Genomic DNA, 25,614 nt, shown 5'->3' with positions numbered 1-25,614 from the left:
CCCGGTTCCAAATCGCGGGTTTGTTATTAGTTCGGGTTTCGCATGGGTTTGGGTCTCGTTACCGACGACCGCTCACGCGAAGAGGGGCGGCACTATACCCATGCTTTTGTGTGGGAGCGAGCCTGCTCGCGAAAGCGGTATATCAGTCCCATCTAATCCAGGTTTGCCACCGCCATCGCGAGCAGGCTCGCTCCCACGGGTTTTTCGGTAAAAAAAAGGGCCTGGGGAGCAAGTCCCCAAGCCCTCAAAAGGTGAGAGGTGTCTAGTCCCTCGACCTGGTGAGCGGTACTGCAAACAACGTGTCGGCTCAGGCTTTAAGCGGGACCAGACGCGGAGCAATCATGTTTTCCGGGCGCAGGATGTCGGCGAGCATTTCGTCGTCGAGCAAGCCTTCTTCACGTACCAGCTCCAGCACGCCACGGCCGCTTTCCAGGGCAATACGGGCGATGCGGGTGGCGTTTTCATAGCCGATGTACGGGTTCAGTGCGGTGACCAGGCCGATCGAGTGCTCGACCAGTTCACGGCAGCGTTCTTCGTTGGCGGTGATGCCGACGATGCAGTGCTCGCGCAGCATGTCCATGGCGCGTTGCAGAAGGCGGATCGAGTCGAAGATCTTGAACGCGATCAGCGGCTCCATCACGTTCAACTGCAGCTGGCCGCCTTCGGCCGCGATGGTCAGCGCCAGGTCGTTGCCGATGATCTGGAATGCAACCTGGTTCACTGCTTCCGGGATTACCGGGTTGACCTTGCCGGGCATGATCGAGCTGCCTGGCTGACGTGCCGGCAAGTTGATTTCGTTGATGCCGGTGCGCGGGCCGCTGGACAGCAGGCGCAGGTCGTTGCAGATCTTCGACAACTTGACGGCGGTACGTTTGAGCATGCCGGAGAACAGCACGAAGGCGCCCATGTCCGAGGTGGCTTCGATCAGGTCGGCAGCCGGTACCAGCGGTTGTCCGCTGATCAACGCCAGGCGCTGAACGGCCAGGTGCTGGTAGCGCGGGTCGGCGTTGATGCCGGTACCGATGGCTGTGCCGCCCAGGTTCACTTCAGTCAGCAACTCGGGAGCCAGTGTCTTCAGGCGTGCCAGGTCTTCACTCAGGGTGGTGGCGAAGGCGCGGAATTCCTGGCCGAGAGTCATCGGCACGGCGTCTTGCAGCTGGGTACGCCCCATCTTCAATACGTGGCTGAATTCTTCACCCTTGGCGGCGAACGCCTGGATCAGGCTGTCGAGGCTGGCCAGCAGTGCGTCGTGACCCAGCAGCAGACCCAGGCGGATCGCAGTCGGGTAGGCGTCGTTGGTCGACTGCGCCATGTTCACGTCGTTGTTCGGGTGCAGGTATTGGTATTCGCCTTTCTGGTGACCCATGGCCTCCAGTGCGATGTTGGCGATGACTTCGTTGGCATTCATGTTGGTCGAAGTGCCAGCGCCGCCTTGAATCATGTCCACCACGAACTCTTCGTGGAAATCACCGCGGATCAATCGTGCACAGGCTTCGCTGATGGCAGCGTGCTTGGCTTCGCTCAGGTGACCCAGCTCGCGGTTGGCGTCAGCGGCGGCCTGTTTGACCATTGCCAAGCCGACGACCAGCTTCGGGTAATGCGAAATCGGAACGCCGGAGAGACGGAAATTATTCACCGCTCGCAGGGTCTGGATGCCGTAATACGCTTGAGCAGGTACTTCAAGTACGCCAAGCAGGTCTTTTTCTGTGCGGAAAGATGCAGCGGAGGACATGATAGAAATCATCTCAATATGGACCCGGGCTGTGCCGGAACACTGCAAATGCTAGGCTTGTAGAGAGTTTTCGGCCAATGCTGTTAAACACTGACCTATGCAAATTCGGCATAATGGGAATGTGACGCTGTGTTCGAAAAGAGCGTGTGACCTAATTTGGTGCGTGTCCGGGAGGACTTGATGAATCTGGAAAGTAAATGGCTTGAGGACTTCAGTGCCCTGGCCGCTACCCGAAGTTTCTCCCAGGCCGCCGAACGCCGTTTCGTGACGCAGCCTGCCTTCAGCCGGCGCATCCGCAGCCTGGAAACGGCACTGGGCCTGCAGCTGGTCAACCGCTCGCGCACGCCGATAGAACTGACGGCGGCGGGACAGTTGTTTCTGGTCACCGCGCGAACAGTGGTCGAGCAACTCGGTGAAGTGCTGCGCCACCTGCATCACCTGGAAGGCGGGCAGGGTGAGGTCATGCAAGTCGCTGCGGCGCACTCGTTGGCCCTGGGCTTTTTTCCGCGCTGGATTGCGCAGTTGCGCAACGAAGGCCTGAACATCGCCACTCGACTGGTCGCCACTAATGTGGGTGACGCGGTGCACGCGTTGCGCGAAGGCGGCTGCGATCTGATGCTCGCGTTCTATGACCCTGACGCTGCGATGCAGATGGACCCCGAGATTTTCCCGTCTCTACACTTGGGCCAGACTGAAATGCTCCCGGTGTGTGCCGCCGATGCCGATGGCAAGCCACTGTTCGATCTCGAAGGCGAAGGCAGTGTGCCACTGCTGGCCTACAGCGCCGGTGCATTCCTCGGGCGTTCGGTCAATATGCTGCTGCGCCAGCGGGCACTGCGCTTCACCACCATCTATGAGACGGCGATGGCCGACAGCCTCAAGAGCATGGCACTCGAAGGCCTGGGGATAGCGTGGGTGCCGCAACTGAGTGTGCGCGCCGAGCTGGCGCGCGGGGAGCTGGTGGTATGCGGCGGCCCGCAATGGCATGTGCCGCTGGAAATTCGTCTGTATCGCTGTGCGCTGGTTCGCAAGGCGAATGTGCGGTTGTTGTGGCGCAAGCTGGAAGGCGGTGCGGCGCAGGGTTCATAAACTGCGCTGTGTTTACGGACGCCAAGATCGCAACCTTCGGCAGCTCCTGCAGAGATCGGCGCAGGAGCTGCCGAAGGCTGCGATCTTTTGATCTTTTTGGCTGACCTTCAGGTCAATAAAACCGGCACTTTGCGCCGTAGGACAGATGGTCGTTTCGGGGGCTGTTTATCTGCTTCATTACGGTATACTGCGCGGCCTTTGGCCGGTTCGACCGGCCTGAATTCGTACAACAAGCCACGCCGGATTTCCCGCGTGGCTTGTTGTTTTTTGACGCGCCTGCGGGCGCCCAGAGAGAAGAGGCACGACGATGAGTGCACTGGTTGGCGTGATCATGGGCTCCAAGTCCGATTGGTCCACCCTTAGCCACACCGCCGATATGCTGGAAAAGCTCGGCATTCCTTACGAGGTGAAAGTGGTCTCTGCCCACCGTACCCCGGACCTGCTGTTCCAGTATGCCGAAGAGGCCGAGGCGCGTGGCATCGAGGTGATTATCGCCGGTGCCGGCGGCGCGGCGCACCTGCCAGGCATGTGTGCGGCCAAGACCCACCTGCCAGTGCTGGGCGTGCCGGTGCAGTCGTCCATGCTTTCGGGCGTCGACTCGCTGCTGTCCATCGTGCAGATGCCTGCGGGCATTCCGGTCGCCACGCTGGCCATCGGCAAGGCCGGTGCAATCAACGCAGCCTTGCTCTCGGCAAGCATCCTGGGCGCCAAGCACCCGCAGTTCCATGCGGTGCTGAAAACATTCCGCGCTGAGCAGACAGACAGCGTCCTGGAAAATCCAGACCCACGCATCGCCTGAGGTTGTTGACGATGAAGATCGGTGTAATCGGTGGCGGCCAGTTGGGTCGCATGTTGGCGTTGGCGGGCACCCCGCTGGGTATGAACTTCGCTTTCCTGGACCCTGCGCCGGATGCTTGCGCAGCCGCCTTGGGCGAGCATCTGCGGGCCGATTATGGCGATCAGGATCACCTGCGCCAGCTGGCAGATGAAGTCGATCTGGTGACTTTCGAGTTCGAGAGCGTACCGGCGGAAACCGTCGCATTTCTCTCTCAGTTCGTTCCGGTGTACCCGAGCGCCGAAGCCCTGCGAATCGCGCGTGATCGCTGGTTCGAGAAGAGCATGTTCAAGGACCTGGAGATACCGACGCCAGCGTTCGCCGACATCCAGTCGCAAGCCGACCTGGACGCCGCAGTGGCGTCCATCGGCCTGCCTGCCGTGTTGAAAACCCGCACCCTGGGTTACGACGGCAAGGGCCAGAAAGTCCTGCGCAAACCCGAAGATGTAACAGGCACGTTTGCCGAACTGGGCAGCGTGGCCTGCCTGCTGGAAGGCTTCGTGCCTTTTACCGGGGAAGTTTCGCTGATTGCCGTGCGCGCTCGCGATGGCGAAACCAGGTTCTACCCGCTGGTGCACAACACTCATGACAGCGGCATCTTGAAGCTGTCCGTGGCCAGTACCGATCACCCCCTGCAGGGCCTGGCCGAAGATTACTCCAGCCGCGTGCTCAAACACCTGGATTACGTGGGCGTGATGGCGTTCGAGTTCTTCGAGGTTGACGGTGGTCTCAAGGCCAACGAAATCGCCCCTCGCGTGCACAACTCCGGACACTGGACGACGGAAGGCGCTGAGTGCAGCCAGTTCGAGAACCATCTACGCGCCGTTGCCGGCTTGCCGCTGGGCTCGACGGCCAAGGTCGGTGAGAGCGCCATGCTCAACTTCATCGGCGTCGTGCCGCCGGTCGAGAGAGTGATCGCCATCGCCGATTGCCACCTGCATCACTATGGCAAGGCGTTCAAGGCTGGTCGCAAGGTCGGTCATGCCAACCTGCGCTGCGCCGACAAGGCCACGCTGGAGCAGCAGATCATCAAGGTCGAAGCGCTCATCGCCGAATAGTTTCACCTGACAGCGGCGGAACCATTCAAGGCCCGCCGTTCTCTGATGGCAGTATGCGAAAGTCTGACTAGTCTTCTGCATAGCCATTCAAATCAGAGGGAAATGTCATGGGAATTATTGGAACCATCTTTATCGGCTTGATCGTCGGCCTGCTGGCGCGTTTCCTGAAACCGGGCGATGACAGCATGGGCTGGATCATGACCATCTTGCTCGGTATCGGCGGTTCGCTGGCGGCCACTTATGGCGGCCAGGCGTTGGGCTTCTACCAGGCCGGCGAAGGCGCAGGTTTCCTGGGCGCGCTGGTCGGTGCCGTGATTTTGCTGGTGATCTACGGCTTGATCAAAAAGAACTGATTCAAGCGACAAAGCCCTCTCTGCGCGGCGTGCAGAGAGGGCTAGAATGCTCGGCGTTCCAACACTCCCCAAACCCGAGCACCTCCATGCGCCGCACTCTGTTGACTGTACTTTTATTGGGCGCCGGCCTCGTCCATGGCAGTGAGCTGCCGGAAACCGACTGGCTGGAATTGATGCCCAAGTCCGACCAGAAGGCCCTCGAGGCCATGCCGGAAATCGATCACGACTCTCCCGAAGGCGATGGCACCTTTACCGAAAAAGGTGGCATGAAGCAGAGCAAGGGCTTGCCCGCAGTGATGTATTCGACCAAAACCGTAGCGTCGATGAACGACAAAAAGATTCGTATCGGTGGTTATCCGGTGCCGCTGGAGAGCGACGCCAAAGGTCGGAGCACGCTGTTCTTCCTGGTGCCCTATCCAGGCGCCTGCATCCACGTGCCACCACCGCCGCCCAATCAGCTGGTGCTGGTGCGTTACCCAAAAGGCTTGAAACTGGATGATATCTACACGCCGCTGTGGGTCACCGGCACGCTGAAAGTCGAGCAGGTCAATAACGACCTGGCTGATGCGGCGTATGCCCTGGATGCCGCCACGGTGCGGGTGGTGCAGGAGTCGGATTTGTAGGTGTCTGGTTAAAGCGAAGCTTTTAAAGCGGCTTGCTGGCGATGTTCACACCAAGCGTGTGACTCGACCCCGGCGCCAGCACCACCACATCGTCCATCACATTCGCCGTCTCGATGCACAGCATGCGCTGCCAGCCATCGTCAGCCATGTCGCTGAACGCTGCCGCGCGCTCAACCCACGGATTCCAGATCACCGCCGAGCGCGAGCCGCTGCTGCGCAGCTCGATCCGCCGTTCCCAAGCCGGGTCAACAATGCTCAGCGTTTGGGGCGTATCGAGATAGATGCGATCAGTCTCGCCGGTGAACTGCAGGTCACCGATCTGCTTCACGGTTTTCCAGGCATCCAGCGTCTCGATGTAGTTCAAGCCATCCAGGCCCTCGACATGCACCGTGCGCACATCGCTGACCGCGAAATAGCTGTGCAATGCCTGGCTGATCGTGACGCTTGAGTTGCCGCGGTTATGACTGGTCAGGCCGATGTGCAGCTGCTCATCCAGGCGAATGCTCAGCTTCAGATCCACCTCATGCCGCCAGCCTGGAAAGCCGCCATCGGGGTTGGGCAGGGCGAACTCGACCTTCAGGCTTTCACCTTCGGTCTCGATGCCGGCCAGCTCCCAGTCCATCGCCCGGACAAACCCGTGGGCCGTCGCCGGCTCCTGGCTGGAACGCATGGCCTGAACGCTTTGCGGGTTGCGCGCCAGATTGCCGAACCATGGCCAGCAGACGGGCACACCGGCACGAATGCTCTTGCCGGTCTTGAACACTGCCTCATCGTTGAGCCAGATCAGCGGCGGTTGGCCTGCCAACTGATAGCTGAGGATTTGCGCGCCTTGCTGGGCCACCAGCAATTCGGCCTGACCGTGGCGGATGCGCCAGCAGTTCAGTTCATCCAGTTTCATGGCTTCAACGTTGGGCGTGCTCATGGGGCGACTCTCAATCTGGAACAGGGCTGCAATGGACCGCAAAACGCTCCCGGCGTTTGACGCTTTAAGGCTATCGAGCTCTGGACGGAACCGAACGGGTACGCCCACTGCCGTCGATGGCAACGAACACGAACACCGCTTCGGTGACCTTGCGCCATTCGCTGGACAGCGGATCGTCGCTCCACACCTCAACCATCATCTGGATCGAGCTACGGCCGATTTCCAGGGCCTGGGTATAGAAGGAGAGCTGGGCGCCTACCGCGACCGGTACCAGGAACGCCATGCGATCGATCGCCACGGTAGCTACCCGTCCGCCCGCGACCTTACTGGCCATCGCAGTGCCAGCCAAATCCATCTGCGCCACCAGCCAACCGCCGAAAATATCGCCGAAGCCGTTGGTTTCGCGCGGCAATGCAGTAATTTGCAGGGCCAGGTCGCCTTGCGGGATTGGATCTTCTTGTTCGAGCTCTATCATGCCGGGGGTGCCTCTGACCCGTGAGTCTTCATTGGTACTTCAGGTGAATAGCCGTCCTAAGAAAAAACGATTCAGCCCCGAACATACTACGTTCGTCACGTTTTTCGAAAGGCGCCTAAAAGGGAAACTCTGCGAAATCGCCTATGTACCCCGGCAGGCGTTTTCGCACAGCAACCCAGTCAAATCGTTGCAAGATTGCGAGTATATCGGTCGGTAGACTCCGAGACGACCGTCGGGTTCTCATTTTGACCGTCAAATATGCACATCCATGTGCTTTTTCGAACAATTTGCTATCGTGCCGGACCTGCCCAAGCCTCGGCCAGAGCTGTTGAGGTTGCAGATTCGACTATAAGAGAAGCCTTGCCATGACCACAGCGCCCTCGAGCGTCGCGCAGCCAACACAACCCGCACGTCCGCTGACTCGTAATGACTACAAGACCCTGTCCCTGTCCGCCCTCGGTGGTGCGCTGGAATTCTACGACTTCATCATCTTCGTATTCTTCGCCACGGTGGTGGGCAAACTGTTCTTCCCGGCCGACATGCCCGAGTGGCTGCGGCTGATGCAGACCTTCGGCATCTTCGCTGCGGGTTACCTGGCGCGCCCGTTGGGCGGCATTGTCATGGCGCACTTCGGCGACCTGCTGGGCCGCAAGAAAATGTTCACCTTGAGCATTTTCATGATGGCGGTGCCGACCCTGATCATGGGTCTGCTGCCAACCTACGCGCAGATCGGCATGTGGGCACCGATTTTGTTGCTGCTGATGCGGGTCATCCAGGGCGCGGCTATCGGCGGGGAAGTGCCCGGCGCGTGGGTTTTCGTTTCCGAGCATGTGCCCCAGCGTCACATCGGCTACGCCTGCGGCACCCTGACCAGCGGCCTGACCGCCGGCATCCTCCTGGGCTCATTGGTTGCTACCGCGATCAACAGCCTTTACACCCCCACCGAAGTCGCTGATTACGCCTGGCGTATCCCGTTCCTGCTGGGGGGTGTGTTTGGCCTGTTCTCGGTTTACCTGCGTCGCTGGCTGCACGAGACCCCGGTATTTGCCGAGCTGCAACTGCGCAAAGCGCTGGCCGAAGAAGTGCCGCTCAAGGCCGTATTGCGTGACCATCGTGGCGCTATCCTGATTTCCATGCTGCTGACCTGGTTGCTGTCTGCCGGCATCATCGTCGTCATTCTCATGACCCCGACCGTGCTGCAGACCGTCTACCATTTCGCACCAACCGTCGCCTTGCAGGCCAACAGCCTCGCCATCGTCTTCCTGAGCCTGGGCTGTGTTGCGTCCGGTGCACTGGCGGACCGCTTTGGCGCAGGTCGGGTATTCGTGTTCGGCAGCGCCGCGTTGCTGATCAGCTCGTGGACCTTCTACCACAGCCTGTTCAACCACCCCGACTGGCTATTCCCTATGTATGCCCTGACCGGCTTGCTGGTAGGCACCATCGGTGCGGTGCCCTACGTGATGGTCAAGGCCTTTCCGGCGGTGGTGCGCTTCAGCGGGCTGTCGTTTTCCTACAACCTCGCCTACGCCATCTTCGGCGGCCTGACGCCGATGGTGGTGACCCTGCTGCTCAAGGAAAGCCCGATGGGGCCGGCCTACTACGTCGCAATTATTTGTGGAGTAGGGATAGTGGTGGGCGGGTACCTCTGGAGGAAGGGGCGCTGACGCGCAATCTTCTTCAATCTTGCCGAGCCCAACGCGAGCAGGCTCGCTCCCACACTGACTCTGTAATCACTTCAGAACCGCTGTGGGGGTGAGCCTGCTCGCGATGCGGGCAACGCGGGTCTCCCTTCCGGCATCGGATGATGGCCTTTCATCCAATTGTCATATTTCAGCCATAGAGTGTTCACACGGCCTGCTAATACTTGGCTCCGACTTAACACACCCTATCTGCTAGGAGTAAGGCATGAAACTGAAGCGTTTGATGGCGGCAATGACTTTTGTCGCTGCTGGCGTTGCGACTGCCAACGCGGTTGCCGCTGTTGACCCTGCTATCCCGAGCTACACCAAGACCACTGGTGTGTCGGGCAACCTGTCCAGCGTCGGCTCCGATACCCTGGCCAACCTCATGACCTTGTGGGCCGAGAACTACAAAAAAGAATACCCGAACGTAAACATCCAGATTCAGGCCGCTGGTTCCTCCACCGCGCCACCTGCGCTGACTGAAGGCACCGCCAACCTGGGCCCGATGAGCCGCAAGATGAAGGACAACGAGCTGCAGGCCTTTGAAACCAAGTACGGCTACAAGCCAACCGCCATCCCGGTTGCCGTGGACGCCTTGGCTGTGTTCGTGCACAAGGACAACCCGATCCAGCACATGACCATGGAACAAGTCGACGCGGTATTCTCGTCGACTCGTCTGTGCGGTGGTAAAGCCGACGTTAAAACTTGGGGCGACCTGGGTGTGACCGGCGACCTGGCGAACAAGCCGGTGCAGTTGTTCGGTCGTAACTCGGTATCGGGCACCTACGGCTACTTCAAGGAAGAAGCCCTGTGCAAAGGCGACTTCAAGCCTAACGTCAACGAACAACCTGGTTCGGCTTCGGTCGTGCAGTCCATCAGCTCCTCGCTGAACGGCATCGGTTACTCGGGCATCGGTTACAAGACTGCCAGCGTGAAGACCGTGGCACTGGCCAAGAAAGGCAGCACCGACTTCATCGAAGACACCGAAGAAAACGCCCTGAACGGCAAATACCCGCTGTCGCGCTTCCTCTACGTTTACGTCAACAAAGCGCCGAACAAGCCTCTGGCCCCGCTGGAAGCCGAGTTTGTGAAGCTGGTCCTGTCCAAGCAAGGCCAGGAAGTCGTAGTGAAAGACGGCTACATCCCACTGCCAGCCAAAGTTGCCGCTAAGGCATTGGCTGACCTGGGTCTGCAGGAAGGCGGCGCTGAAGTCGCAAAAAAGTAAAACCCTGAGTCCGGGGTAACCCCGGGCTCTGTAGGAGCTGTCGAGTGAAACGAGGCTGCGATCTTTTGATCTGGCTTCGAACTGCAAGATCAAAAGATCGCAGCCTCGGTTCCCTCGACAGCTCCTACACCCCCCAATTTCCGCTCCGCTGCCAGTTTCCACAGGCGGCGGATTTGTCGCGTCACTGCACTGTCATCTTTCTGTCATACAGGATCGCTAGGGTGTGCGAATGAATGATCTGGCCAATTCCACAATGACTACAAATCCCCCCAAGCGAATTGATTTCAATACGCCTGAGTTGCAACGCAAGCGCCGTATGCGCGCGCTCAAAGACCGCCTGACGCGTTGGTACGTCCTCATTGGCGGCCTTGCCGTGCTTGGGGCGATCACGCTGATTTTCTTCTTCCTGGGCTACGTTGTCGCGCCGCTGTTCCAAGGCGCCGACCTGACGGCCAAGGACTCGATCACGCCCGCCTGGATGCAGGACGCCGGCAAGCCGCTGATGATCTCCCTGGAAGAACAGAACAAGGTGGCCATGCGGGTGTCCGACAAGGGCCAGGCGTTGTTTTTCGACATCGACAGCGGCGCAGAGCTGCGTCGTGTCGACCTGCCGGTCCCGGCTGGTAGCCAGGTCACTTCTATCGGTGAAGACCAGCCGGGTTCCCCATTGGTTGCGGTCGGCTTTTCCAACGGCCAGGCTTTGGTGTTCCGCCACACTTACAAAGTTAGCTATCCCGACGGCAATAAGACCATCTCGCCAGCCATTGAATACCCGTATGGCGAGACCCCGATCGCGTTGAACGAAGCGGGCGGGGCGCTGGAACATATCAGCCTCAACGCCACAGATTCGACCCTGTTGCTGGTGGGCTCCACGGGTGCGCAGCTCAACGTGTTGTCGCTCACCAGCGAAGAAAACATGATGACCGGCGAAGTCACCAGCGAGCAGAAGCGTATCGATCTGCCGCAGATGACCGAGACGGTGAAAAACATCTTCGTCGACCCGCGCCAGCAGTGGTTGTACGTAATCAACGGGCGTGCCCAGGCCGACGTGTTCAGCCTGCGCGACAAGAGCCTCAACGGTCGTTACAAGCTGCTTGAAGATGGCGAGGCGCAGATCACCGCCAGCACTCAGCTGGTGGGCGGTATCTCGCTGATCCTCGGCGATTCCAAGGGTGGCCTGGCCCAGTGGTTCATGGCTCGCGACCCGGATGGCGAACAGCGCCTGAAACAGATTCGCACCTTCCAGATGGGCACCACGCCCATCGTTGAGATCACTGCCGAAGAGCGTCGCAAAGGCTTCATCGCCCTGGATGCATCCGGCAAGCTCGGCGTGTTCCACAGCACCGCGCACCGCACCCTCCTGGTGGATCAGGTCGTCGACGGGCAGGGCATTTTTGGCCTGTCACCACGGGCCAACCGCGTGATCGTCGAGGCCGGCGGCAAGATTCAACCACTGCTGCTCGATAACCCGCACCCGGAAGTTTCCTGGAGCGCACTGTGGAGCAAGGTCTGGTACGAGAACTACGACGAGCCTAAGTACGTCTGGCAATCGACCGCCGCCAACACCGATTTTGAACCCAAGCTGAGCCTGTCCCCGCTAACGTTCGGTACCCTCAAAGCCGCCTTCTACGCCATGCTGCTGGCCGCGCCACTAGCCGTAGCGGCCGCGATCTACACCGCCTACTTCATGGCGCCGAGCCTGCGCCGCAAGGTCAAGCCGGTGATCGAGCTGATGGAAGCGATGCCGACGGTAATCCTCGGCTTCTTCGCCGGCCTGTTCCTGGCGCCCTACGTGGAAGGACACTTGCCGGGTATCTTCAGCCTGTTGATGCTCCTGCCGATCGGCATTCTGGTGGCGGGTTTCGTCTTCAGTCGCCTGCCTGAATCCGTGCGCCTGAAAGTGCCTGACGGTTGGGAAAGCGCGATTCTGATCCCGGTGATCCTGTTCGTGGGCTGGCTGTCGTTGTACATGAGCCCGTACATGGAAAACTGGTTCTTCGGCGGCGACATGCGCATGTGGATCTCCCACGACCTGGGCATCACCTACGACCAGCGCAACGCCCTGGTGGTTGGCCTGGCCATGGGTTTCGCGGTCATCCCGAACATCTATTCCATTGCCGAAGATGCCGTGTTCAGCGTGCCTCGCGGCCTGACCCTCGGTTCCCTGGCCCTCGGCGCCACGCCTTGGCAGACCATGACTCGCGTGGTGATCCTCACCGCCAGCCCGGGGATTTTCTCGGCGCTGATGATCGGCATGGGGCGTGCGGTCGGTGAAACGATGATCGTGCTGATGGCCACCGGTAACACCCCGGTCATGGAAATGAACCTGTTCGAAGGCCTGCGCACATTGGCCGCCAACGTTGCGGTGGAAATGCCCGAATCGGAAGTTGGCGGCAGCCACTACCGCGTGCTGTTCCTCTCGGCCTTGGTGCTGCTGCTGTTCACCTTCGTCATGAACACCCTCGCGGAACTGATTCGTCAGCGTCTGCGCAAGAAATACTCGTCGCTTTAAGAAAGGTAGAAGTCTGTGAAACAGAACTCCCTGAACGGATGGTTCAAGAGCGGCGCCCCGGGCGTCTGGATCAGCGGTGGCGCGGTGTCCATCGCGGTCATCATGACGATCGGCTTGCTGGCCGTGATCGCCGTGCGCGGCCTGGGCCACTTCTGGCCGGCGGACTTGATCCACGCCAGCTACGACGTGCCAGGCCAGGCCAATCACCTGGTCATCGGCGAAGTGGTGCAGAAAGAAGAAGTGCCCCGTGAGCGCCTCAAAAGCGCTGGCCTGCCGGTGCCCGAGCAGGGTCCGGAGTTCATGACCCGTGAGCTGATAAAGGTCGGCAACCGTGACTTGAACGGCAATGACTTCACCTGGATCGTCGGCGAGTGGCTGACTAACCAGAAGACGCCGCCGGAGCTGATGGCGATCGAACGCCGCGAGTGGGGCAACTTTTACGGCTACCTGGTCAACGTCAAGCAGGATGGCAAAGTCATCGCCGAAGGCGAGGCGGCGTGGCCCGAGTTGCAGGCCCGTGTCGACCGCGTGAACAAGCTGGCAAGCGAGCTCAAGACCGTGGAGAAGTCCGACATTGGCGCGATCAACGCCGGACTGGAACGCATCCGCCTGCATGGCCGCAAACTGGAACTGGACGGCAAGCTGGACGCTACCGCGCAAGCGGACATGGAGTCCGAGCGCGCCGAGCTCAATGCCCGTTATCAGGCCATCGAAGCGCGCCTGGCCGACCTGCATGCCCAGTTCAATCGCGACAGCCTGACGGCCCGCGATGCCAACGGCAAAGAGATCGAAATCGGCATCGGCAAAGTGGTTCATGCCTACCAGCCGAACGCCATGGGCACCATGACCAAGATCGGCTTCTACTTCAGCAAGGTCTGGGAATTCCTGAGCGACGATCCGCGTGAAGCAAACACCGAAGGCGGGATCTTCCCGGCGATTTTCGGCACCGTGATGATGACGTTGATCATGGCGATGATCGTGACGCCGTTTGGCGTACTGGCTGCGGTGTACCTGCGTGAATACGCCAAGCAGAACACCATGACCCGGTTGATCCGCATCGCGGTGAACAACCTGGCAGGTGTACCGGCCATCGTGTACGGCGTATTCGGCCTGGGCTTCTTCGTTTATGTTCTGGGTGGCTCGGTTGACCGGTTGTTTTTTCCTGAAGCCCTGCCGGCGCCGACTTTCGGTACTCCGGGGTTGCTTTGGGCATCCCTGACCCTTGCGCTGCTGGCGGTGCCGGTGGTGATTGTGGCCACTGAAGAAGGCCTGGCGCGGATTCCTCGCACCGTGCGCGAAGGCTCGCTGGCCCTCGGCGCGACCAAGGCGGAAACCCTGTGGAAGATCGTACTGCCGATGGCCAGCCCGGCGATGATGACCGGCATGATCCTCGCCGTTGCCCGTGCCGCGGGTGAAGTGGCGCCGCTGATGCTGGTGGGTGTGGTGAAACTGGCGCCGTCGCTGCCGCTGGACGGTAATTACCCGTACCTTCACCTCGATCAGAAAATCATGCACCTGGGCTTCCATATCTACGACGTCGGCTTCCAGAGCCCGAACGTCGAAGCCGCGCGCCCACTGGTCTACGCCACGGCGTTGCTGCTGGTGCTGGTGATTGCGACCTTGAACCTGTCGGCGGTCTATATCCGTAACCACCTGCGCGAAAAATACAAAGCGTTAGACAGTTAAGACAAACCCTGTGGGAGCTGGCTTCAGCGATGGCATTAGCGCGGTGTAACTGAAACACCGCATCGCCTGCATCGCTGGCAAGCCAGCTCCCACAGGGGTCGGCACAAGCCACAGATTTTCAGTCACCCATTGGCAAGGCCAGTGGCTCAACGAACCGAATTTGTTAGCACAGGGAGCCTCCCATGCAACACGAAACACATACCCACGGCATCAACATGTCGGCCCTGGGTCGCGACAAACAGAGCCTGAACCTCGAGCAGGAAACCGTGGCTATCGAAGTGCCGGGCCTGAGCCTGTTCTACGGTGACAAGCAGGCGTTGTTCGACGTCAGCATGAACATCCCGAAACAGCGCGTCACAGCCTTTATCGGCCCGTCTGGCTGCGGCAAATCCACGCTGCTGCGTACTTTCAATCGCATGAACGATCTGGTCGACGGTTGCCGTGTGGAAGGCGCCATCAACCTGTACGGCAACAACATCTACCGTAAAGGCGAAGACGTTGCAGAGCTGCGTCGACGCGTCGGCATGGTGTTCCAGAAGCCGAACCCGTTCCCCAAGACCATCTACGAAAACGTGGTCTACGGCTTGCGCATCCAGGGCATCAACAAGAAGCGTGTACTTGATGAAGCCGTGGAGTGGGCGCTCAAGGGCGCGGCTTTGTGGGACGAGGTAAAAGATCGCCTGCACGAATCCGCACTGGGCCTTTCCGGTGGTCAGCAGCAGCGTCTGGTGATTGCCCGTACCATCGCCGTGGAGCCGGAAGTGCTGCTGCTCGACGAACCCTGTTCGGCTCTGGACCCGATCTCCACGCTGAAGGTTGAAGAGCTGATCTACGAGCTGAAATCGAAGTTCACCATCGTCATCGTGACCCACAACATGCAACAGGCCGCGCGGGTCTCCGACTACACAGCGTTCATGTACATGGGCAAGCTGGTTGAATTCGGCGACACCGATACCCTGTTCACCAATCCGGCGAAGAAGCAGACCGAAGACTACATTACCGGTCGTTATGGCTAGCCATTGTGGTTGTTCACTGAACTGACGCTGCGGTCCACCGCACCTTACCGGACGCTCCAAGGACGCCAACATGATTAGTAAAGAAGGCCTTACCCATCACATCTCCGCGCAGTTCAACGCCGAGCTCGAGGAAGTGCGCAGCCACCTCCTGGCCATGGGCGGACTGGTGGAGAAGCAGGTCAATGACGCGGTCACCGCGCTGATCGAAGCCGATTCCGGCCTGGCTCAACAGGTTCGCGAAATCGATGACCAGATCAACCAGATGGAACGCAACATCGACGAAGAATGCCTGCGCATACTGGCCCGTCGTCAACCTGCTGCGTCCGACCTGCGTCTGATCATCAGCATTTCCAAGTCGGTGATCGACCTGGAGCGCATCGGTGACGAGGCGACCAAGATCGCCCGCCGGGCCATTCAGTTGTGCGAAGAAGGTGAAGCGCCGCGCGGTTATGTCGAAGTGCGTCACATCGGCGACCAGGTGCGCAATATGGTCCGTGACGCACTGGACGCTTTTGCCCGCTTCGATGCCGACCTGGCGTTGTCGGTAGCCCAGTACGACAAGATCATTGATCGCGAATACAAGACCGCCCTGCGTGAACTGGCGACCTACATGATGGAAGACCCGCGCTCTATCTCGCGGGTCTTGAGCATCATCTGGGTGCTGCGTTCGCTGGAGCGAATCGGCGATCACGCGCGCAACATCTCCGAGCTGGTGATCTATCTGGTGCGCGGCACCGATGTGCGTCACCTGGGTTTGAAGCGCATGAAGGAAGAAGTTGAAGGCACAAGCGGCGAAACCGCTAATGTTCCGGGTGCAGCTGACGATAAGTAAGTTTGCCCAAGAGAAACGCCCGGCCTTTTGGTCGGGCGTTTTTGTTTGTGGCGTACGAATTCGAAGCAGCACCCCGCGAACGAAAAGTCCCGGCGTGACTGAGGGTTTATGGCAGTGTGCCATCAGCAAAGCGCTATGCTTGCCGGGGTTTTGGAAGGGGTGATGGATGAGTAAGGTCAGTGTTTTGGTCGTGGACGATGCGTCATTCATTCGTGACCTGGTGAAAAAATGCCTGCGCAACTACTTTCCGGGCATTCGGATCGAGGACGCCGTCAACGGCAGGAAGGCCCAGGTCTTGCTGGCCAGGGAAACGTTCGACCTGGTCCTGTGTGACTGGGAGATGCCGGAAATGTCCGGCCTGGAACTGTTGACCTGGTGCCGCGAGCAGGACCGTCTCAAGACCATGCCGTTCGTGATGGTGACCAGCCGTGGCGACAAGGAGAACGTTGTCCAGGCGATCCAGGCAGGCGTTTCCGGCTACGTCAGCAAGCCCTTCAACAACGAGCAGTTACTGACCAAGGTCAAGCAGGCCCTGAACAAGGTCGGCAAGCTCGACGCGTTGATGAGCAGCGCGCCGGTGAAGATGAGCTCCGCCTTCGGCAACGATTCCCTCAACGCCTTGACCGGTGGCCAGGCGACCGTGGTTGCCGCGCCTGCGATGCCGACGCCGACACGTGGCCTGCTCAGCAACCCGCCCCCCAAGGCCGCTGCTGCACCGTCTGCTTCGGCAGGCCGCGGCCATGGGCAGTTGCGCCTGCCCAGTGGTAACCAGCAGTGCGTGATCAAGGCCTTGAGCCTCAAGGAGGCCTTGTTGGTGGTGAAGCGTACTGACACGTTGCCGCAGGTGCTCGACAGTGCCGTGCTAGACCTGGAGCAGGGCGACAATGCCGAGATCGCGCGACTCAACGGCTACCTGCATGCCATCGTCGCCTACGAACCCAGGCCTGACAGCGAGTGGTTGCAGCTAACCTTCCGGTTTGTGGACCAGGACGCTCAGAAGCTCGATTACATATCGCGATTGATAGCACGTGGTACGGTACAGAAGCACTTTGTGCCCGGTGCTTAAATCCTTGGTGGCCTGAAGCTGCCATCGCGAGCAGGCTCGCTCCACAGGGCACTGCGCTGCAACAGAGACTCCTGTGAAAAACAGCCCCACAGAAAATCCTCTGTGGGCGCGAGCCTGCTCGCGATGGCGTCATCCTGTTCACCGCCCATCCATTGATCTGCCGATTTTGAAACATCTGCCGCCTACCCAGGTCCATTGCAGCTGCTAGGCTCCCTCCCAGGCCTCTCCTCGACAGAACCTCTGCCCATGCTCGCGCGCTTGCTGTTTTTCTGTGGTCTTTTCCTGGCCTCCACCTCGGTTTTGGCCATGACTATCTACAAGTCCAAGGACGCCAACGGCGTGGTCTCCTACAGCGACCGCCCCTCGAAAGGCGCCAAGGTATTCGTTTTCCGCGATCGCATGGTCGAGCGCCTTGAAGGCCAGGTGTACCTCGACATCAAGAAACAGCGGGGCGCTGATAGCGTATTTGTGCGCAATGACTTGTACGCGCCGGTCGAAATCGAATTGAGTTTTGCCGGTCTGAAGAACGTCAGCGGTGCGCCGAGCCGCCCGATCCGCCGGGTGCTGCCGGCACGCAGCAACCTGCGCCTGGCGTTGCTCACGGCCACGCGGGCAGGAAAGCCGCTGGTGTATACCCCGGCGTTCAAATATTCCCTGGGCGACCCTGCAGGGGCTGCCATGGCTTATCGCTACCCATTGCCCTGGCGCGGTGGGCCATTTCGGCTGAGCCAGGGTGCCAACGGCCAATACAGTCACTTCGGCGCGAAAAATCGCTACGCCATGGACATTGCCATGCCTGAAGGCACGCCGATCATTGCGGCGCGAGGCGGGATGGTGGTGAAGACCGAGAATAACCAGACCGGCCGGGGGACCGACCCATCAGGCAACTTCGTACGGGTGCTGCACGACGACGGGACCATGGGCGTGTACCTGCACCTGATGCAAGGTTCGGTCAGCGTCCGGGAAGGTCAGCGGGTTGGTGTGGGCACTGCGTTGGCGCTGTCGGGCAATACCGGCAACAGCAGCGGGCCGCATCTGCACTTTGTGGTACAGCGCAATACCGGGATGGGGCTGGTGTCGATACCGTACCGGTTCAATCAGCCGGTAGGTGCATTACCCAACTTTGCGTTGGGTAAACAGTGAGGCTCTGAAAGCAAAAGATCGCAGGCTGCGGCAGCTCCTGCAGGAAATTGCGATCTCCTGCAGGCGCTGCCGGAGGCTGCGATCTTTTGGGGTCAATGCAAATTAATCGAGCATCAACACCTTGGCCAACACAATCTTCGGCCCTTTCATCTTCTTGATGATGATCCGCAGGCCTTCGACTTCCAGGACCTCCTCCTCTTCCGGCACCCGCTTCAGGCTGTCATACACCAGCCCGGCAAGGGTTTCGGCCTCAACGTGGTCCAGGTCGATGCCCAGCAGTCGTTCCACCTTGAACAGCGGTGTATCGCCGCGTACCAGCAGCTTGCCCGGTTGATACGCGAGGATTCCGCGTTCGGCCTTGCGGTGTTCGTCCTGAATGTCGCCCACCAGCACTTCCAGCACGTCTTCCATGGTCAGGTAACCAATGATGTTGCCGTCGGCCTCCTCAACCAGTGCGAAGTGCGAGCCACCCTTGCGGAACTGCTCCAGCAGCTGCGACAGCGGCATATGGCGCGATACGCGTTCCAGCGGACGGGTCAGCTCAGCAAGGTTGAACGACTCGGGAATATGGTCCAGTGCCGCCAGTTCCAGCAGCAGGTCCTTGATGTGCAGCAGTCCGACGAACTCCTGTGTATCACTGTCGTACACCGGATAACGGCTGAACTTGTGGCGACGGAACATCGCCAGGATTTCCTTGAGCGGCGCATTGAACTCCAGCGTCACCAGGTCTTCCCGGGAATTGGCCCAGTCAACCACTTCCAGCTCGCCCATTTCCACCGCCGAAGCCAGCACGCGCATGCCCTGGTCGCTCGGGTCCTGACCGCGGCTGGAGTGCAGGATCAGCTTCAGTTCTTCGCGGCTGTAATGGTGGTCGTGATGAGGGCCGGGTTCACCCTGGCCAGCGATGCGCAGTATGGCGTTGGCGCTGGCGTTCAGCAGGTAGATGGCCGGGTACATGGCCCAGTAGAACAGGTACAGCGGCACCGCAGTCCACAACGACAGCAGCTCGGGTTTGCGGATGGCCCAGGATTTTGGAGCCAGCTCGCCGACCACAATGTGCAGGTAGGAAATGATGAAGAACGCGGTGAAGAACGACACGCCCTTGACCACTTCGGCGGACTCGACGCCTACGGCACTCAGGACCGGTTCGAGGATATGCGCGAACGCCGGCTCACCGACCCAGCCGAGGCCGAGGGATGCCAGGGTGATACCCAGTTGGCAGGCCGACAGGTACGCGTCGAGCTGACTGTGAACGGTGCGCAGGATATGTCCGCGCCAGCCGTTCTTTTCTGCAATGGCTTCGACCCGGGTCGAGCGCAATTTGACCATGGCGAATTCCGCTGCAACGAAAAAACCGTTGAGCAAAACCAGGATCAGAGCAAAAAGAATCATGCCGAAATCGGCGAAGAGTGTCGCGAGGGTCAAGCCAGGGGATGGGTCCATGATGGAGTTTTGCGGGTTCCGTGTATTCGAAAGGGGGGACAGCTGTGCACCTGAAAGGCAGGCACAAGTCAGCCAATGTAGCGGCTGACTGGGCGATTGCCTAGTGGCGCGTGCTGGCCGGTATCAGTCGGCGGCGTTGATGGTCAGGGATTTGCTGACCTGAGCCGGGGCGAAATGACAGGTAAACGTGCTGCCGTGCCCGGGTACGCTACTGATTTCCATGCGTGCACGGTGGCGCAACAGCACGTGTTTGACGATCGCGAGCCCCAGGCCGGTGCCGCCTGTATTGGAGTTGCGGCTGGAATCGACCCGGTAAAAGCGCTCGGTCAGGCGCGGCAGGTGCTTGCTGTCGATACCGATGCCCGAATCCTGGACGCTCAAGTGCGCGCCCTGTTCGTCGCCCCACCAGCGAATGCGGATATTGCCTTCGGCCGGGGTGTATTTGACGGCGTTGAACACCAGGTTCGAAAACGCACTGCGCAATTCCGCCTCGCTGCCCTTGAGCAGGATCTGCGGGTCCGCTTCGAGGGTGATGTGCTGGTTTTTCTGGCCGGACAACTGCTGTGCGTCACTTTTGATCGATTGCAGCAAAGTGTCGATAGGCACCGGTGCATTGTCCGACGGGTAATCGGTGGCTTCCAGTTTGGCCAATAACAGCAGGTCATTGAGCAGCGTCTGCATGCGCCCCCCTTGCTGTTGCATCTGCTGCAAGGCACGGGACCAGCGCGGGTTTACGTCTTCGACGTTATCCAGCAGCGTCTCCAGGTAACCGCAGATCACTGTCAGCGGTGTGCGCAGTTCGTGGGAGACGTTGGCGATGAAGTCTTTGCGCATCTGCTCCAGCTGATGAATGCGTGTGACGTCGCGCACCAGCATCAGGTGCTCGTTATTGCCGTAGCGGGTGATGTACAGCTGGATGCGTACCCGATCATTGGTGGGCGACGGGATTTCCAGCGGCTCGGAGTAACTGTCCTGCTCGAAATACTCCTTGAAGCGCGGATGGCGCACCAGGTTGGTGACGGGCTGGCCGCTGTCTTGCGGGGTCTTGAGGCCCAGCAGGGTTTCGGCGGCGCGGTTCCACCATTCCAGGTTGCCGTCGGTGTCGAGCATGATCACCGCGTCCTTGAGGGCCGCCGTGGATTCCTGAACCCGGTCTATCACCGCTTGCAGGCGCCCCCGCACGCGCTGGTCGCGGCGTTGCAGGTGGTAGATGCTGTCGAACACTTCGCCCCACAGGCCGTAGCCGTCGGGTGGTGCTTCATCGGGTTTGTGCAGGCGCAGCCACTCGTGCAGGCGCAGCAACTGCTTGAGGGTCCAGGCCAGGTACAGGGCCAGGCCTGCAGCCAGGCTCCAGCCGTAGTAGCCGGTAATCAGGCCGATCACCAGGCAGGCGGTGACCAGCAAAAGCATGTGGCGAATCAGGGTGCCATGCCAGTTTTGATTCACGGAGCGTCCTTAGCGCAGCTCAAGTTTCAAGCTGCAAGCTTCAAGTAGGGGATCGGCTGTGCTTCTGCTGGCCGCTTGTAGCTTAATGCCTGCCGCTGCTTTTATGCCTTCGTGGAAAACCGGTATCCGGTGCCACGCACGGTTTGTACCAGATTTTCGTAGGCATCGCCGAGGGCTTTGCGCAGGCGACGGATGTGCACGTCGACGGTGCGTTCCTCGACATAAACGTTGCCGCCCCAGACCTGATCCAGCAACTGGCCGCGGGTGTAGGCGCGTTCCTGGTGGGTCATGAAGAACTGCAGCAGACGGTACTCGGTGGGGCCCATCTCGGCGGGCTTGCCGTCGATGGTCACGCGGTGGCTGATGGGGTCCAGCAGCAGGCCACCGACTTCGATCGGCGTCTCGCCATCGGTCGGGCCGGCGCGGCGCAGCACGGCTTTGAGCCGCGCTACCAGCTCGCGTGGGGAGAACGGTTTGGTGATGTAGTCGTCGGCCCCGACCTCCAGCCCCTGGATCTTGTTGTCCTCTTCGCCCTTGGCGGTGAGCATGATGATCGGTATGTCCCCGGTCAGCTCGTCGCGCTTGAGGCGGCGGGCCAATTCAATGCCGGATGTACCCGGCAGCATCCAGTCGAGCAGGATCAAGTCCGGCTTGCGGTCGACGATGATGGCGTGGGCCTGCTGGGAGTTCTCAGCCTCCAGGCAGTCATAGCCGGCCATTTCCAACGCAACGGCGATCATTTCGCGAATGGGCGCTTCGTCGTCGACGATCAGAATGCTCCTGCCAACCATGCGTATATCCTCTTGTCATTTAACTGTCTTGCGCCGCATTAGATAACGGAATTATTGCAGTCGTGTGACAGTATTTTAGTCGCCCGGCGATCGCAGGGATCCTGGACTAAGCTCTAAGTCCGAATCCTGACAACCACAAAAGGAAGGTTTCCATGAAGCACATCGCGCAATCCTGGAAGGCACTATTGGTTAGCGCAGCGCTATCGCTGCCGACAATGGCCTTCGCGGCAGACCCGGGCATGGTCAAGGACGGCATGTTGGTCGACCATAAGGGTATGACGTTGTACACCTTCGATAACGACACGGGTGGCAAATCGGCCTGTACCGGTAAGTGCGCAGAAAACTGGCCGCCGCTCAAAGCGACCGAATCCGATAAGCCCGAAGGAAAATGGACCGTTATCAGCCGTGATGACGGCACGATGCAGTGGGCCTTTGACGGCAAACCGCTGTACTACTTCGTTCAAGACAAGAAGCCAGGCGACATGACTGGCGACAAGAAAATGGACAAGTGGCACGTCCTTCAAGGGCCGAAGATGTAGGCCATCTTCCGTAAGAGCGAGTTTGCTCGCGAAAAACTTGAACGATGACCCGGTGTTTTCGCGGGTTCACGCGTCGATCTCGGGTTCATCGCGAGCAAGCTCGCTCCTGCAAGGGGCGTGTGTTCGTCAGCGCAACGCGTAATCCAGGACGATGCCGATAAAAATCGCCAACCCGGCCCAATGGTTGTGCAGGAACGCCTTGAAGCAACGCATGCGGTCCTTGCTGCGGGTGTACCAGAACTCCCAGGCAAAACAGCCCGCCGCCGCCAGCAATCCCAAGTGGAACCAGCCGCCCAGCTCGAATTTCGACCCGGCCAGAAGCAGGCAGCCCAGCGCCAGGCCCTGCAGCGTCAGGATGATCACCCGGTCCGCCTCGCCGAACAGGATGGCAGTGGATTTCACGCCGATCTTCAGGTCGTCATCACGATCAGTCATGGCGTAGTAGGTGTCGTATCCCACGGTCCACAGCAGATTGGCGATCCACAGTAGCCAGGCCGCAGCTGGCAACTCACCGGTCTCGGCGGTGAACGCCATCGGCATCCCCCAGGAAAATGCCGCGCCCAGCACCACTTGCGGGTAGTAGGTGTAACGCTTCATGAACGGGTAGGTGAAAGCCAGCGCCAGGCCACCCAACGATAGCCAGATCGTCGGCGCGTTGGTGCACAGCACCAGCAGAAAACTCAAACCCATCAGCAGCGCAAAGAACACCAGCGCCTCTTTCGAGCTGATTCTGCCGGCAGCCAGAGGGCGTTGTGCGGTGCGTTTGACGTGGCCATCGACCTTGCGGTCCGCCCAGTCGTTGATCACGCAACCACCCGCGCGCGTCAGCACTACCCCGAGGACAAAAATCGCGATGTTGGCCAGCGACGGTGAGCCCTTGCCGGCAATCCATAGCGCCCACAGCGTCGGCCACAGCAGCAGGTAGATGCCGATGGGCTTGTCCATTCGGGTCAGCTGAATGAAATCCCAGGCCCTGGGGTTCAGGCGGTTCAGGGACTTGAGCAGGCTCTGGTACATCAGCAGTTCTCCGGATGAGAGCGGGCGGCGGTCCACAGGGTTGGCAGAAAGATTTCGGCCACCAGCACACTCAGGGCGCCCCGGTCGAAGCGCGAGCGGCGCCCCCACAGTTGTGGTGCCCGGCACTCTTCAGGTAGCCATTGCTCAGGATAGTGACAAACCTCGATGGCACGGCGCTCAAACGCCTGGTCGCAAAACAGCAGCTCACCCAGGGAACGGCTGCCCAGTTCGTCCATGTGCAAGCCATCGCCCTGCAGCGCATTGCGCGACGCCACGCTGCGGGCAAATACCCAGGCCTCGCCGTGGCCGCGCAGGTACACCTCGCGCACCCAGCCTTCGCTGCCTTCGGCCAGGTCCAATGCGGCGCATTCATCGGCGCGCAGCGCTTGCCAGCCTTCGAACAGCGGCGTGACGCTGAAAGCGTCATTCGACAAACGGGTCAGGCGCCGGGTCAACGAGCCTTCGTCGAACAGCCAGTCGAGGGAAAAAGCGTCGGGGAGGGGAGCGAGCTGGCCTTGAGGTAGCCAGAGCGGGGCCGTTCGGGGGGTATTTGAGTGCGGCACGGTGAGTCATTATTGGCAGCAAATGAGGCGGCGAGCTTACCATGTCGGTCGGCGATTTTGATTGATCGGGCATGGCGCTGCGTCGAACAGGCTTGCATCTGCCGGGCTCGATCAGTACAAAACGCCCTGAGCCGGACGGCAGTGCTGCAACCATCGACCGTTCGTGCCGGCAAAAGCCTGAACTCTGAGGAAATACCTGAATGAAAAAGTGGCAATGTGTGGTCTGCGGCCTGATCTATAACGAAGCCGACGGCTGGCCGGACGACGGCATTGCGCCGGGCACCCTGTGGCAGGACGTGCCGGAAGACTGGCTGTGCCCCGACTGCGGCGTGGGCAAGATGGATTTCGAAATGATCGAAATCAACTAAGACATTAGGGGAGTAGAGAATGAACGCACCTGTCGTGATCGTAGGCACCGGGCTGGCTGGCTACAACCTGGCCCGGGAGTTTCGCAAACTCGATGGCGAAACCCCGCTGCTGCTGATTACCGCAGATGACGGACGTTCCTACTCCAAGCCGATGCTCTCCACCGGCTTCGGCAAAAACAAGGACGCCGATGGCCTGAGCATGTCCGAGCCAGGCGCCATGGCCGAGCAGCTGAAGGCCGAGGTGCGCACCCATACGCGCATCAGCGGCATCGACCCGGGCCACAAGCGTCTGTGGATCGGCGAAGAGTCGGTGATGTACCGCGACCTGGTGCTGGCCTGGGGCGCAGAAACCGTGCGTGTACCCATCGAAGGGGATGCCGCAGACTGCGTGTTCCCGATCAATGACCTGGAAGACTACGCGCGCTTTCGTGCAGCCGCTGTCGGCAAGCGCCGGGTATTGCTGCTGGGCGCCGGGCTGATCGGCTGCGAATTTGCCAACGACCTGATGCTCGGTGGCTACGAGGTGCAACTGGTCGCCCCGTGCGAACAGGTCATGCCCACTTTGCTGCATCCCGCCGCCGCTGCTGCGGTTCAGGCCGGCCTGGAAAGCCTCGGTGCACGCTTCCATCTCGGCCCTGTGCTCAACCGCCTGCAACGCGTGACGGACGGGCTGGAAGCGCACCTGTCCGATGGCCAGGTGATCCCCTGCGACCTGGTGGTCTCGGCCATCGGCTTGCGCCCGCGCATCGACCTGGCCGCAGCGGCTGGCGTGCAGGTCAATCGGGGCGTGGTCGTCGACCGCCACCTGCAGACCTCCCACGCCAACATCTACGCCCTGGGCGACTGCGCCGAGGTCGATGGGCTGAACCTGCTGTACGTAATGCCCCTCATGAGCTGCGCCAGAGCACTGGCCCAGACCCTGGCCGGCAATCCCACGACCGTCAACTATGGCGCGATGCCGATCACTGTCAAAACCCCCGTCTGCCCCTTGGTCGTTTCCCCGCCACCGCGCGGTGTGGAAGGCGTCTGGACCGTCGAAGGGCAGGGCGCAGACATCAAGGCACTGTGCCGCGATGCTGGTGGAAAACTGCTCGGTTACGCCCTCACAGGCGCGGCAGTCATGGAAAAATTGGCACTGAACAAAGAGCTTCCGGCACTGCTGGCGTAAATACTGGTCGTTCTGTCGGAATCACCCCGC

At 60.3% G+C, this 25,614-nt stretch carries 24 protein-coding genes; 16 read left to right on the top strand and 8 right to left on the bottom strand.

Annotation, left to right across the window (positions count from 1 at the left end):
- Positions 1-307 precede the first annotated feature (307 nt).
- A complete protein-coding gene (aspA, locus tag HYI44_RS05190) occupies positions 308-1,732 on the bottom strand; it encodes an aspartate ammonia-lyase (RefSeq protein ID WP_045057795.1) in 1,425 nt (474 codons plus the stop codon).
- Between the two features lie 180 nt (positions 1,733-1,912).
- Here aspA and HYI44_RS05185 point away from each other — a divergent pair, with 180 nt between their 5' ends.
- The 5 genes from HYI44_RS05185 to HYI44_RS05165 all read left to right on the top strand — a co-directional run bounded on the left by HYI44_RS05185 (position 1,913) and on the right by HYI44_RS05165 (position 5,690).
- A complete protein-coding gene (locus tag HYI44_RS05185; protein WP_045057796.1) occupies positions 1,913-2,821 on the top strand; it encodes a LysR substrate-binding domain-containing protein in 909 nt (302 codons plus the stop codon).
- Between the two features lie 307 nt (positions 2,822-3,128).
- On the top strand, positions 3,129-3,620 hold the full coding sequence (purE, locus tag HYI44_RS05180; RefSeq protein ID WP_017341565.1) for a 5-(carboxyamino)imidazole ribonucleotide mutase: 492 nt from the start codon (positions 3,129-3,131) through the stop codon (positions 3,618-3,620).
- A gap of 11 nt (positions 3,621-3,631) precedes the next feature.
- Positions 3,632-4,714, top strand: a complete 1,083-nt coding sequence (locus tag HYI44_RS05175; RefSeq protein ID WP_225568900.1) for a 5-(carboxyamino)imidazole ribonucleotide synthase — start codon at positions 3,632-3,634, stop codon at positions 4,712-4,714.
- A gap of 107 nt (positions 4,715-4,821) precedes the next feature.
- Positions 4,822-5,067, top strand: coding sequence for a GlsB/YeaQ/YmgE family stress response membrane protein (locus HYI44_RS05170; protein ID WP_045057799.1), 246 nt, complete (start codon positions 4,822-4,824; stop codon positions 5,065-5,067).
- Positions 5,068-5,153: 86 nt separating this feature from the next.
- On the top strand, positions 5,154-5,690 hold the full coding sequence (locus HYI44_RS05165; protein WP_122840964.1) for a DUF3299 domain-containing protein: 537 nt from the start codon (positions 5,154-5,156) through the stop codon (positions 5,688-5,690).
- 22 nt (positions 5,691-5,712) lie between these two features.
- On the opposite strand, the gene HYI44_RS05160 is transcribed toward HYI44_RS05165, so the two are convergent.
- Together HYI44_RS05160 and HYI44_RS05155 are read right to left on the bottom strand one after the other, a co-directional pair.
- Positions 5,713-6,612: a D-hexose-6-phosphate mutarotase gene (locus tag HYI44_RS05160; protein ID WP_122840965.1), complete on the bottom strand. Its 900-nt coding sequence runs from the start codon at positions 6,610-6,612 to the stop codon at positions 5,713-5,715.
- 70 nt (positions 6,613-6,682) lie between these two features.
- Entirely contained in the window at positions 6,683-7,087 is a 405-nt protein-coding gene (locus HYI44_RS05155) for an acyl-CoA thioesterase (RefSeq protein ID WP_003176975.1), read from the bottom strand.
- Between the two features lie 365 nt (positions 7,088-7,452).
- On the opposite strand from HYI44_RS05155, the gene HYI44_RS05150 reads away from it, so the two are divergent.
- From HYI44_RS05150 to HYI44_RS05115, 8 genes are all read left to right on the top strand, one after another.
- Positions 7,453-8,751: an MFS transporter gene (locus tag HYI44_RS05150; RefSeq protein WP_122840966.1), complete on the top strand. Its 1,299-nt coding sequence runs from the start codon at positions 7,453-7,455 to the stop codon at positions 8,749-8,751.
- Between the two features lie 241 nt (positions 8,752-8,992).
- Positions 8,993-9,994, top strand: a complete 1,002-nt coding sequence (locus HYI44_RS05145) for a phosphate ABC transporter substrate-binding protein PstS (protein ID WP_122840967.1) — start codon at positions 8,993-8,995, stop codon at positions 9,992-9,994.
- Between the two features lie 229 nt (positions 9,995-10,223).
- Entirely contained in the window at positions 10,224-12,506 is a 2,283-nt protein-coding gene (locus HYI44_RS05140) for an ABC transporter permease subunit (RefSeq protein ID WP_122840968.1), read from the top strand.
- A 15-nt stretch (positions 12,507-12,521) separates the two neighbouring features.
- Entirely contained in the window at positions 12,522-14,192 is a 1,671-nt protein-coding gene (gene pstA / locus HYI44_RS05135) for a phosphate ABC transporter permease PstA (RefSeq protein ID WP_122840969.1), read from the top strand.
- A gap of 182 nt (positions 14,193-14,374) precedes the next feature.
- The gene (gene pstB, locus HYI44_RS05130) at positions 14,375-15,208 is read left to right on the top strand and encodes a phosphate ABC transporter ATP-binding protein PstB (RefSeq protein ID WP_045057806.1); all 834 of its coding nucleotides are present in this window, start codon (positions 14,375-14,377) and stop codon (positions 15,206-15,208) included.
- A gap of 70 nt (positions 15,209-15,278) precedes the next feature.
- Positions 15,279-16,040 (top strand): phosphate signaling complex protein PhoU, encoded by a 762-nt coding sequence (phoU, locus tag HYI44_RS05125; protein WP_122840970.1) that lies wholly within the window; start codon positions 15,279-15,281, stop codon positions 16,038-16,040.
- Positions 16,041-16,206: 166 nt separating this feature from the next.
- Entirely contained in the window at positions 16,207-17,106 is a 900-nt protein-coding gene (locus HYI44_RS05120) for a response regulator (RefSeq protein WP_122840971.1), read from the top strand.
- Positions 17,107-17,352: 246 nt separating this feature from the next.
- Entirely contained in the window at positions 17,353-18,249 is an 897-nt protein-coding gene (locus HYI44_RS05115; RefSeq protein WP_225568899.1) for a peptidoglycan DD-metalloendopeptidase family protein, read from the top strand.
- A gap of 102 nt (positions 18,250-18,351) precedes the next feature.
- Here HYI44_RS05115 and HYI44_RS05110 read toward each other — a convergent pair whose 3' ends face one another.
- From HYI44_RS05110 to phoB, 3 genes are all read right to left on the bottom strand, one after another.
- Positions 18,352-19,692 carry a hemolysin family protein gene (locus tag HYI44_RS05110; protein WP_045057810.1) on the bottom strand — a complete coding sequence of 447 codons (1,341 nt, stop codon included), beginning with the start codon at positions 19,690-19,692 and terminating at the stop codon, positions 18,352-18,354.
- Positions 19,693-19,815: 123 nt separating this feature from the next.
- Complete coding sequence (gene phoR, locus HYI44_RS05105) at positions 19,816-21,138, bottom strand: phosphate regulon sensor histidine kinase PhoR (protein ID WP_122840973.1); 1,323 nt, start codon at positions 21,136-21,138, stop codon at positions 19,816-19,818.
- 101 nt (positions 21,139-21,239) lie between these two features.
- Positions 21,240-21,929 carry a phosphate regulon transcriptional regulator PhoB gene (phoB, locus tag HYI44_RS05100; protein WP_008150066.1) on the bottom strand — a complete coding sequence of 230 codons (690 nt, stop codon included), beginning with the start codon at positions 21,927-21,929 and terminating at the stop codon, positions 21,240-21,242.
- Positions 21,930-22,081: 152 nt separating this feature from the next.
- Here phoB and HYI44_RS05095 point away from each other — a divergent pair, with 152 nt between their 5' ends.
- A complete protein-coding gene (locus tag HYI44_RS05095) occupies positions 22,082-22,468 on the top strand; it encodes a hypothetical protein (RefSeq protein ID WP_045057812.1) in 387 nt (128 codons plus the stop codon).
- A gap of 126 nt (positions 22,469-22,594) precedes the next feature.
- Here HYI44_RS05095 and ubiA read toward each other — a convergent pair whose 3' ends face one another.
- On the bottom strand, positions 22,595-23,485 hold the full coding sequence (gene ubiA, locus HYI44_RS05090; RefSeq protein WP_122840974.1) for a 4-hydroxybenzoate octaprenyltransferase: 891 nt from the start codon (positions 23,483-23,485) through the stop codon (positions 22,595-22,597).
- Positions 23,485-24,048, bottom strand: a complete 564-nt coding sequence (locus tag HYI44_RS05085) for a chorismate--pyruvate lyase family protein (protein ID WP_225568898.1) — start codon at positions 24,046-24,048, stop codon at positions 23,485-23,487. Before HYI44_RS05085 ends, ubiA begins: the two co-directional genes overlap by 1 nt.
- A gap of 200 nt (positions 24,049-24,248) precedes the next feature.
- Here HYI44_RS05085 and HYI44_RS05080 point away from each other — a divergent pair, with 200 nt between their 5' ends.
- On the top strand, positions 24,249-24,416 hold the full coding sequence (locus HYI44_RS05080; protein ID WP_007954349.1) for a rubredoxin: 168 nt from the start codon (positions 24,249-24,251) through the stop codon (positions 24,414-24,416).
- Positions 24,417-24,435: 19 nt separating this feature from the next.
- A complete protein-coding gene (locus tag HYI44_RS05075) occupies positions 24,436-25,584 on the top strand; it encodes an NAD(P)/FAD-dependent oxidoreductase (protein ID WP_122840976.1) in 1,149 nt (382 codons plus the stop codon).
- The last annotated feature ends 30 nt before the right edge of the window (positions 25,585-25,614 follow it).

This window comes from Pseudomonas sp. Y24-6 (assembly GCF_020295325.1).
Classification (GTDB): Bacteria; Pseudomonadota; Gammaproteobacteria; order Pseudomonadales; family Pseudomonadaceae; genus Aquipseudomonas; species Aquipseudomonas gregormendelii.
This window is presented reverse-complemented; position numbering and strand designations above follow the sequence as displayed.

What these genes read in the sequence shown, in the direction of transcription:
- HYI44_RS05120 (WP_122840971.1), top strand. Translation starts at nt 16,207, where the DNA reads ATGAGTAAGGTCAGTGTTTTGGTCGTGGACGATGCGTCATTCATTCGT.
- HYI44_RS05185 (WP_045057796.1), top strand. Translation starts at nt 1,913, where the DNA reads ATGAATCTGGAAAGTAAATGGCTTGAGGACTTCAGTGCCCTGGCCGCT.
- HYI44_RS05110 (WP_045057810.1), bottom strand. Translation starts at nt 19,692, where the DNA reads ATGGACCCATCCCCTGGCTTGACCCTCGCGACACTCTTCGCCGATTTC.
- HYI44_RS05155 (WP_003176975.1), bottom strand. Translation starts at nt 7,087, where the DNA reads ATGATAGAGCTCGAACAAGAAGATCCAATCCCGCAAGGCGACCTGGCC.
- ubiA (WP_122840974.1), bottom strand. Translation starts at nt 23,485, where the DNA reads ATGTACCAGAGCCTGCTCAAGTCCCTGAACCGCCTGAACCCCAGGGCC.
- HYI44_RS05145 (WP_122840967.1), top strand. Translation starts at nt 8,993, where the DNA reads ATGAAACTGAAGCGTTTGATGGCGGCAATGACTTTTGTCGCTGCTGGC.
- aspA (WP_045057795.1), bottom strand. Translation starts at nt 1,732, where the DNA reads ATGTCCTCCGCTGCATCTTTCCGCACAGAAAAAGACCTGCTTGGCGTA.
- HYI44_RS05165 (WP_122840964.1), top strand. Translation starts at nt 5,154, where the DNA reads ATGCGCCGCACTCTGTTGACTGTACTTTTATTGGGCGCCGGCCTCGTC.
- HYI44_RS05175 (WP_225568900.1), top strand. Translation starts at nt 3,632, where the DNA reads ATGAAGATCGGTGTAATCGGTGGCGGCCAGTTGGGTCGCATGTTGGCG.
- HYI44_RS05150 (WP_122840966.1), top strand. Translation starts at nt 7,453, where the DNA reads ATGACCACAGCGCCCTCGAGCGTCGCGCAGCCAACACAACCCGCACGT.
- HYI44_RS05080 (WP_007954349.1), top strand. Translation starts at nt 24,249, where the DNA reads ATGAAAAAGTGGCAATGTGTGGTCTGCGGCCTGATCTATAACGAAGCC.
- phoB (WP_008150066.1), bottom strand. Translation starts at nt 21,929, where the DNA reads ATGGTTGGCAGGAGCATTCTGATCGTCGACGACGAAGCGCCCATTCGC.
- purE (WP_017341565.1), top strand. Translation starts at nt 3,129, where the DNA reads ATGAGTGCACTGGTTGGCGTGATCATGGGCTCCAAGTCCGATTGGTCC.
- HYI44_RS05140 (WP_122840968.1), top strand. Translation starts at nt 10,224, where the DNA reads ATGAATGATCTGGCCAATTCCACAATGACTACAAATCCCCCCAAGCGA.
- HYI44_RS05160 (WP_122840965.1), bottom strand. Translation starts at nt 6,612, where the DNA reads ATGAGCACGCCCAACGTTGAAGCCATGAAACTGGATGAACTGAACTGC.
- phoU (WP_122840970.1), top strand. Translation starts at nt 15,279, where the DNA reads ATGATTAGTAAAGAAGGCCTTACCCATCACATCTCCGCGCAGTTCAAC.
- HYI44_RS05075 (WP_122840976.1), top strand. Translation starts at nt 24,436, where the DNA reads ATGAACGCACCTGTCGTGATCGTAGGCACCGGGCTGGCTGGCTACAAC.
- HYI44_RS05115 (WP_225568899.1), top strand. Translation starts at nt 17,353, where the DNA reads ATGCTCGCGCGCTTGCTGTTTTTCTGTGGTCTTTTCCTGGCCTCCACC.
- pstB (WP_045057806.1), top strand. Translation starts at nt 14,375, where the DNA reads ATGCAACACGAAACACATACCCACGGCATCAACATGTCGGCCCTGGGT.
- HYI44_RS05170 (WP_045057799.1), top strand. Translation starts at nt 4,822, where the DNA reads ATGGGAATTATTGGAACCATCTTTATCGGCTTGATCGTCGGCCTGCTG.
- HYI44_RS05095 (WP_045057812.1), top strand. Translation starts at nt 22,082, where the DNA reads ATGAAGCACATCGCGCAATCCTGGAAGGCACTATTGGTTAGCGCAGCG.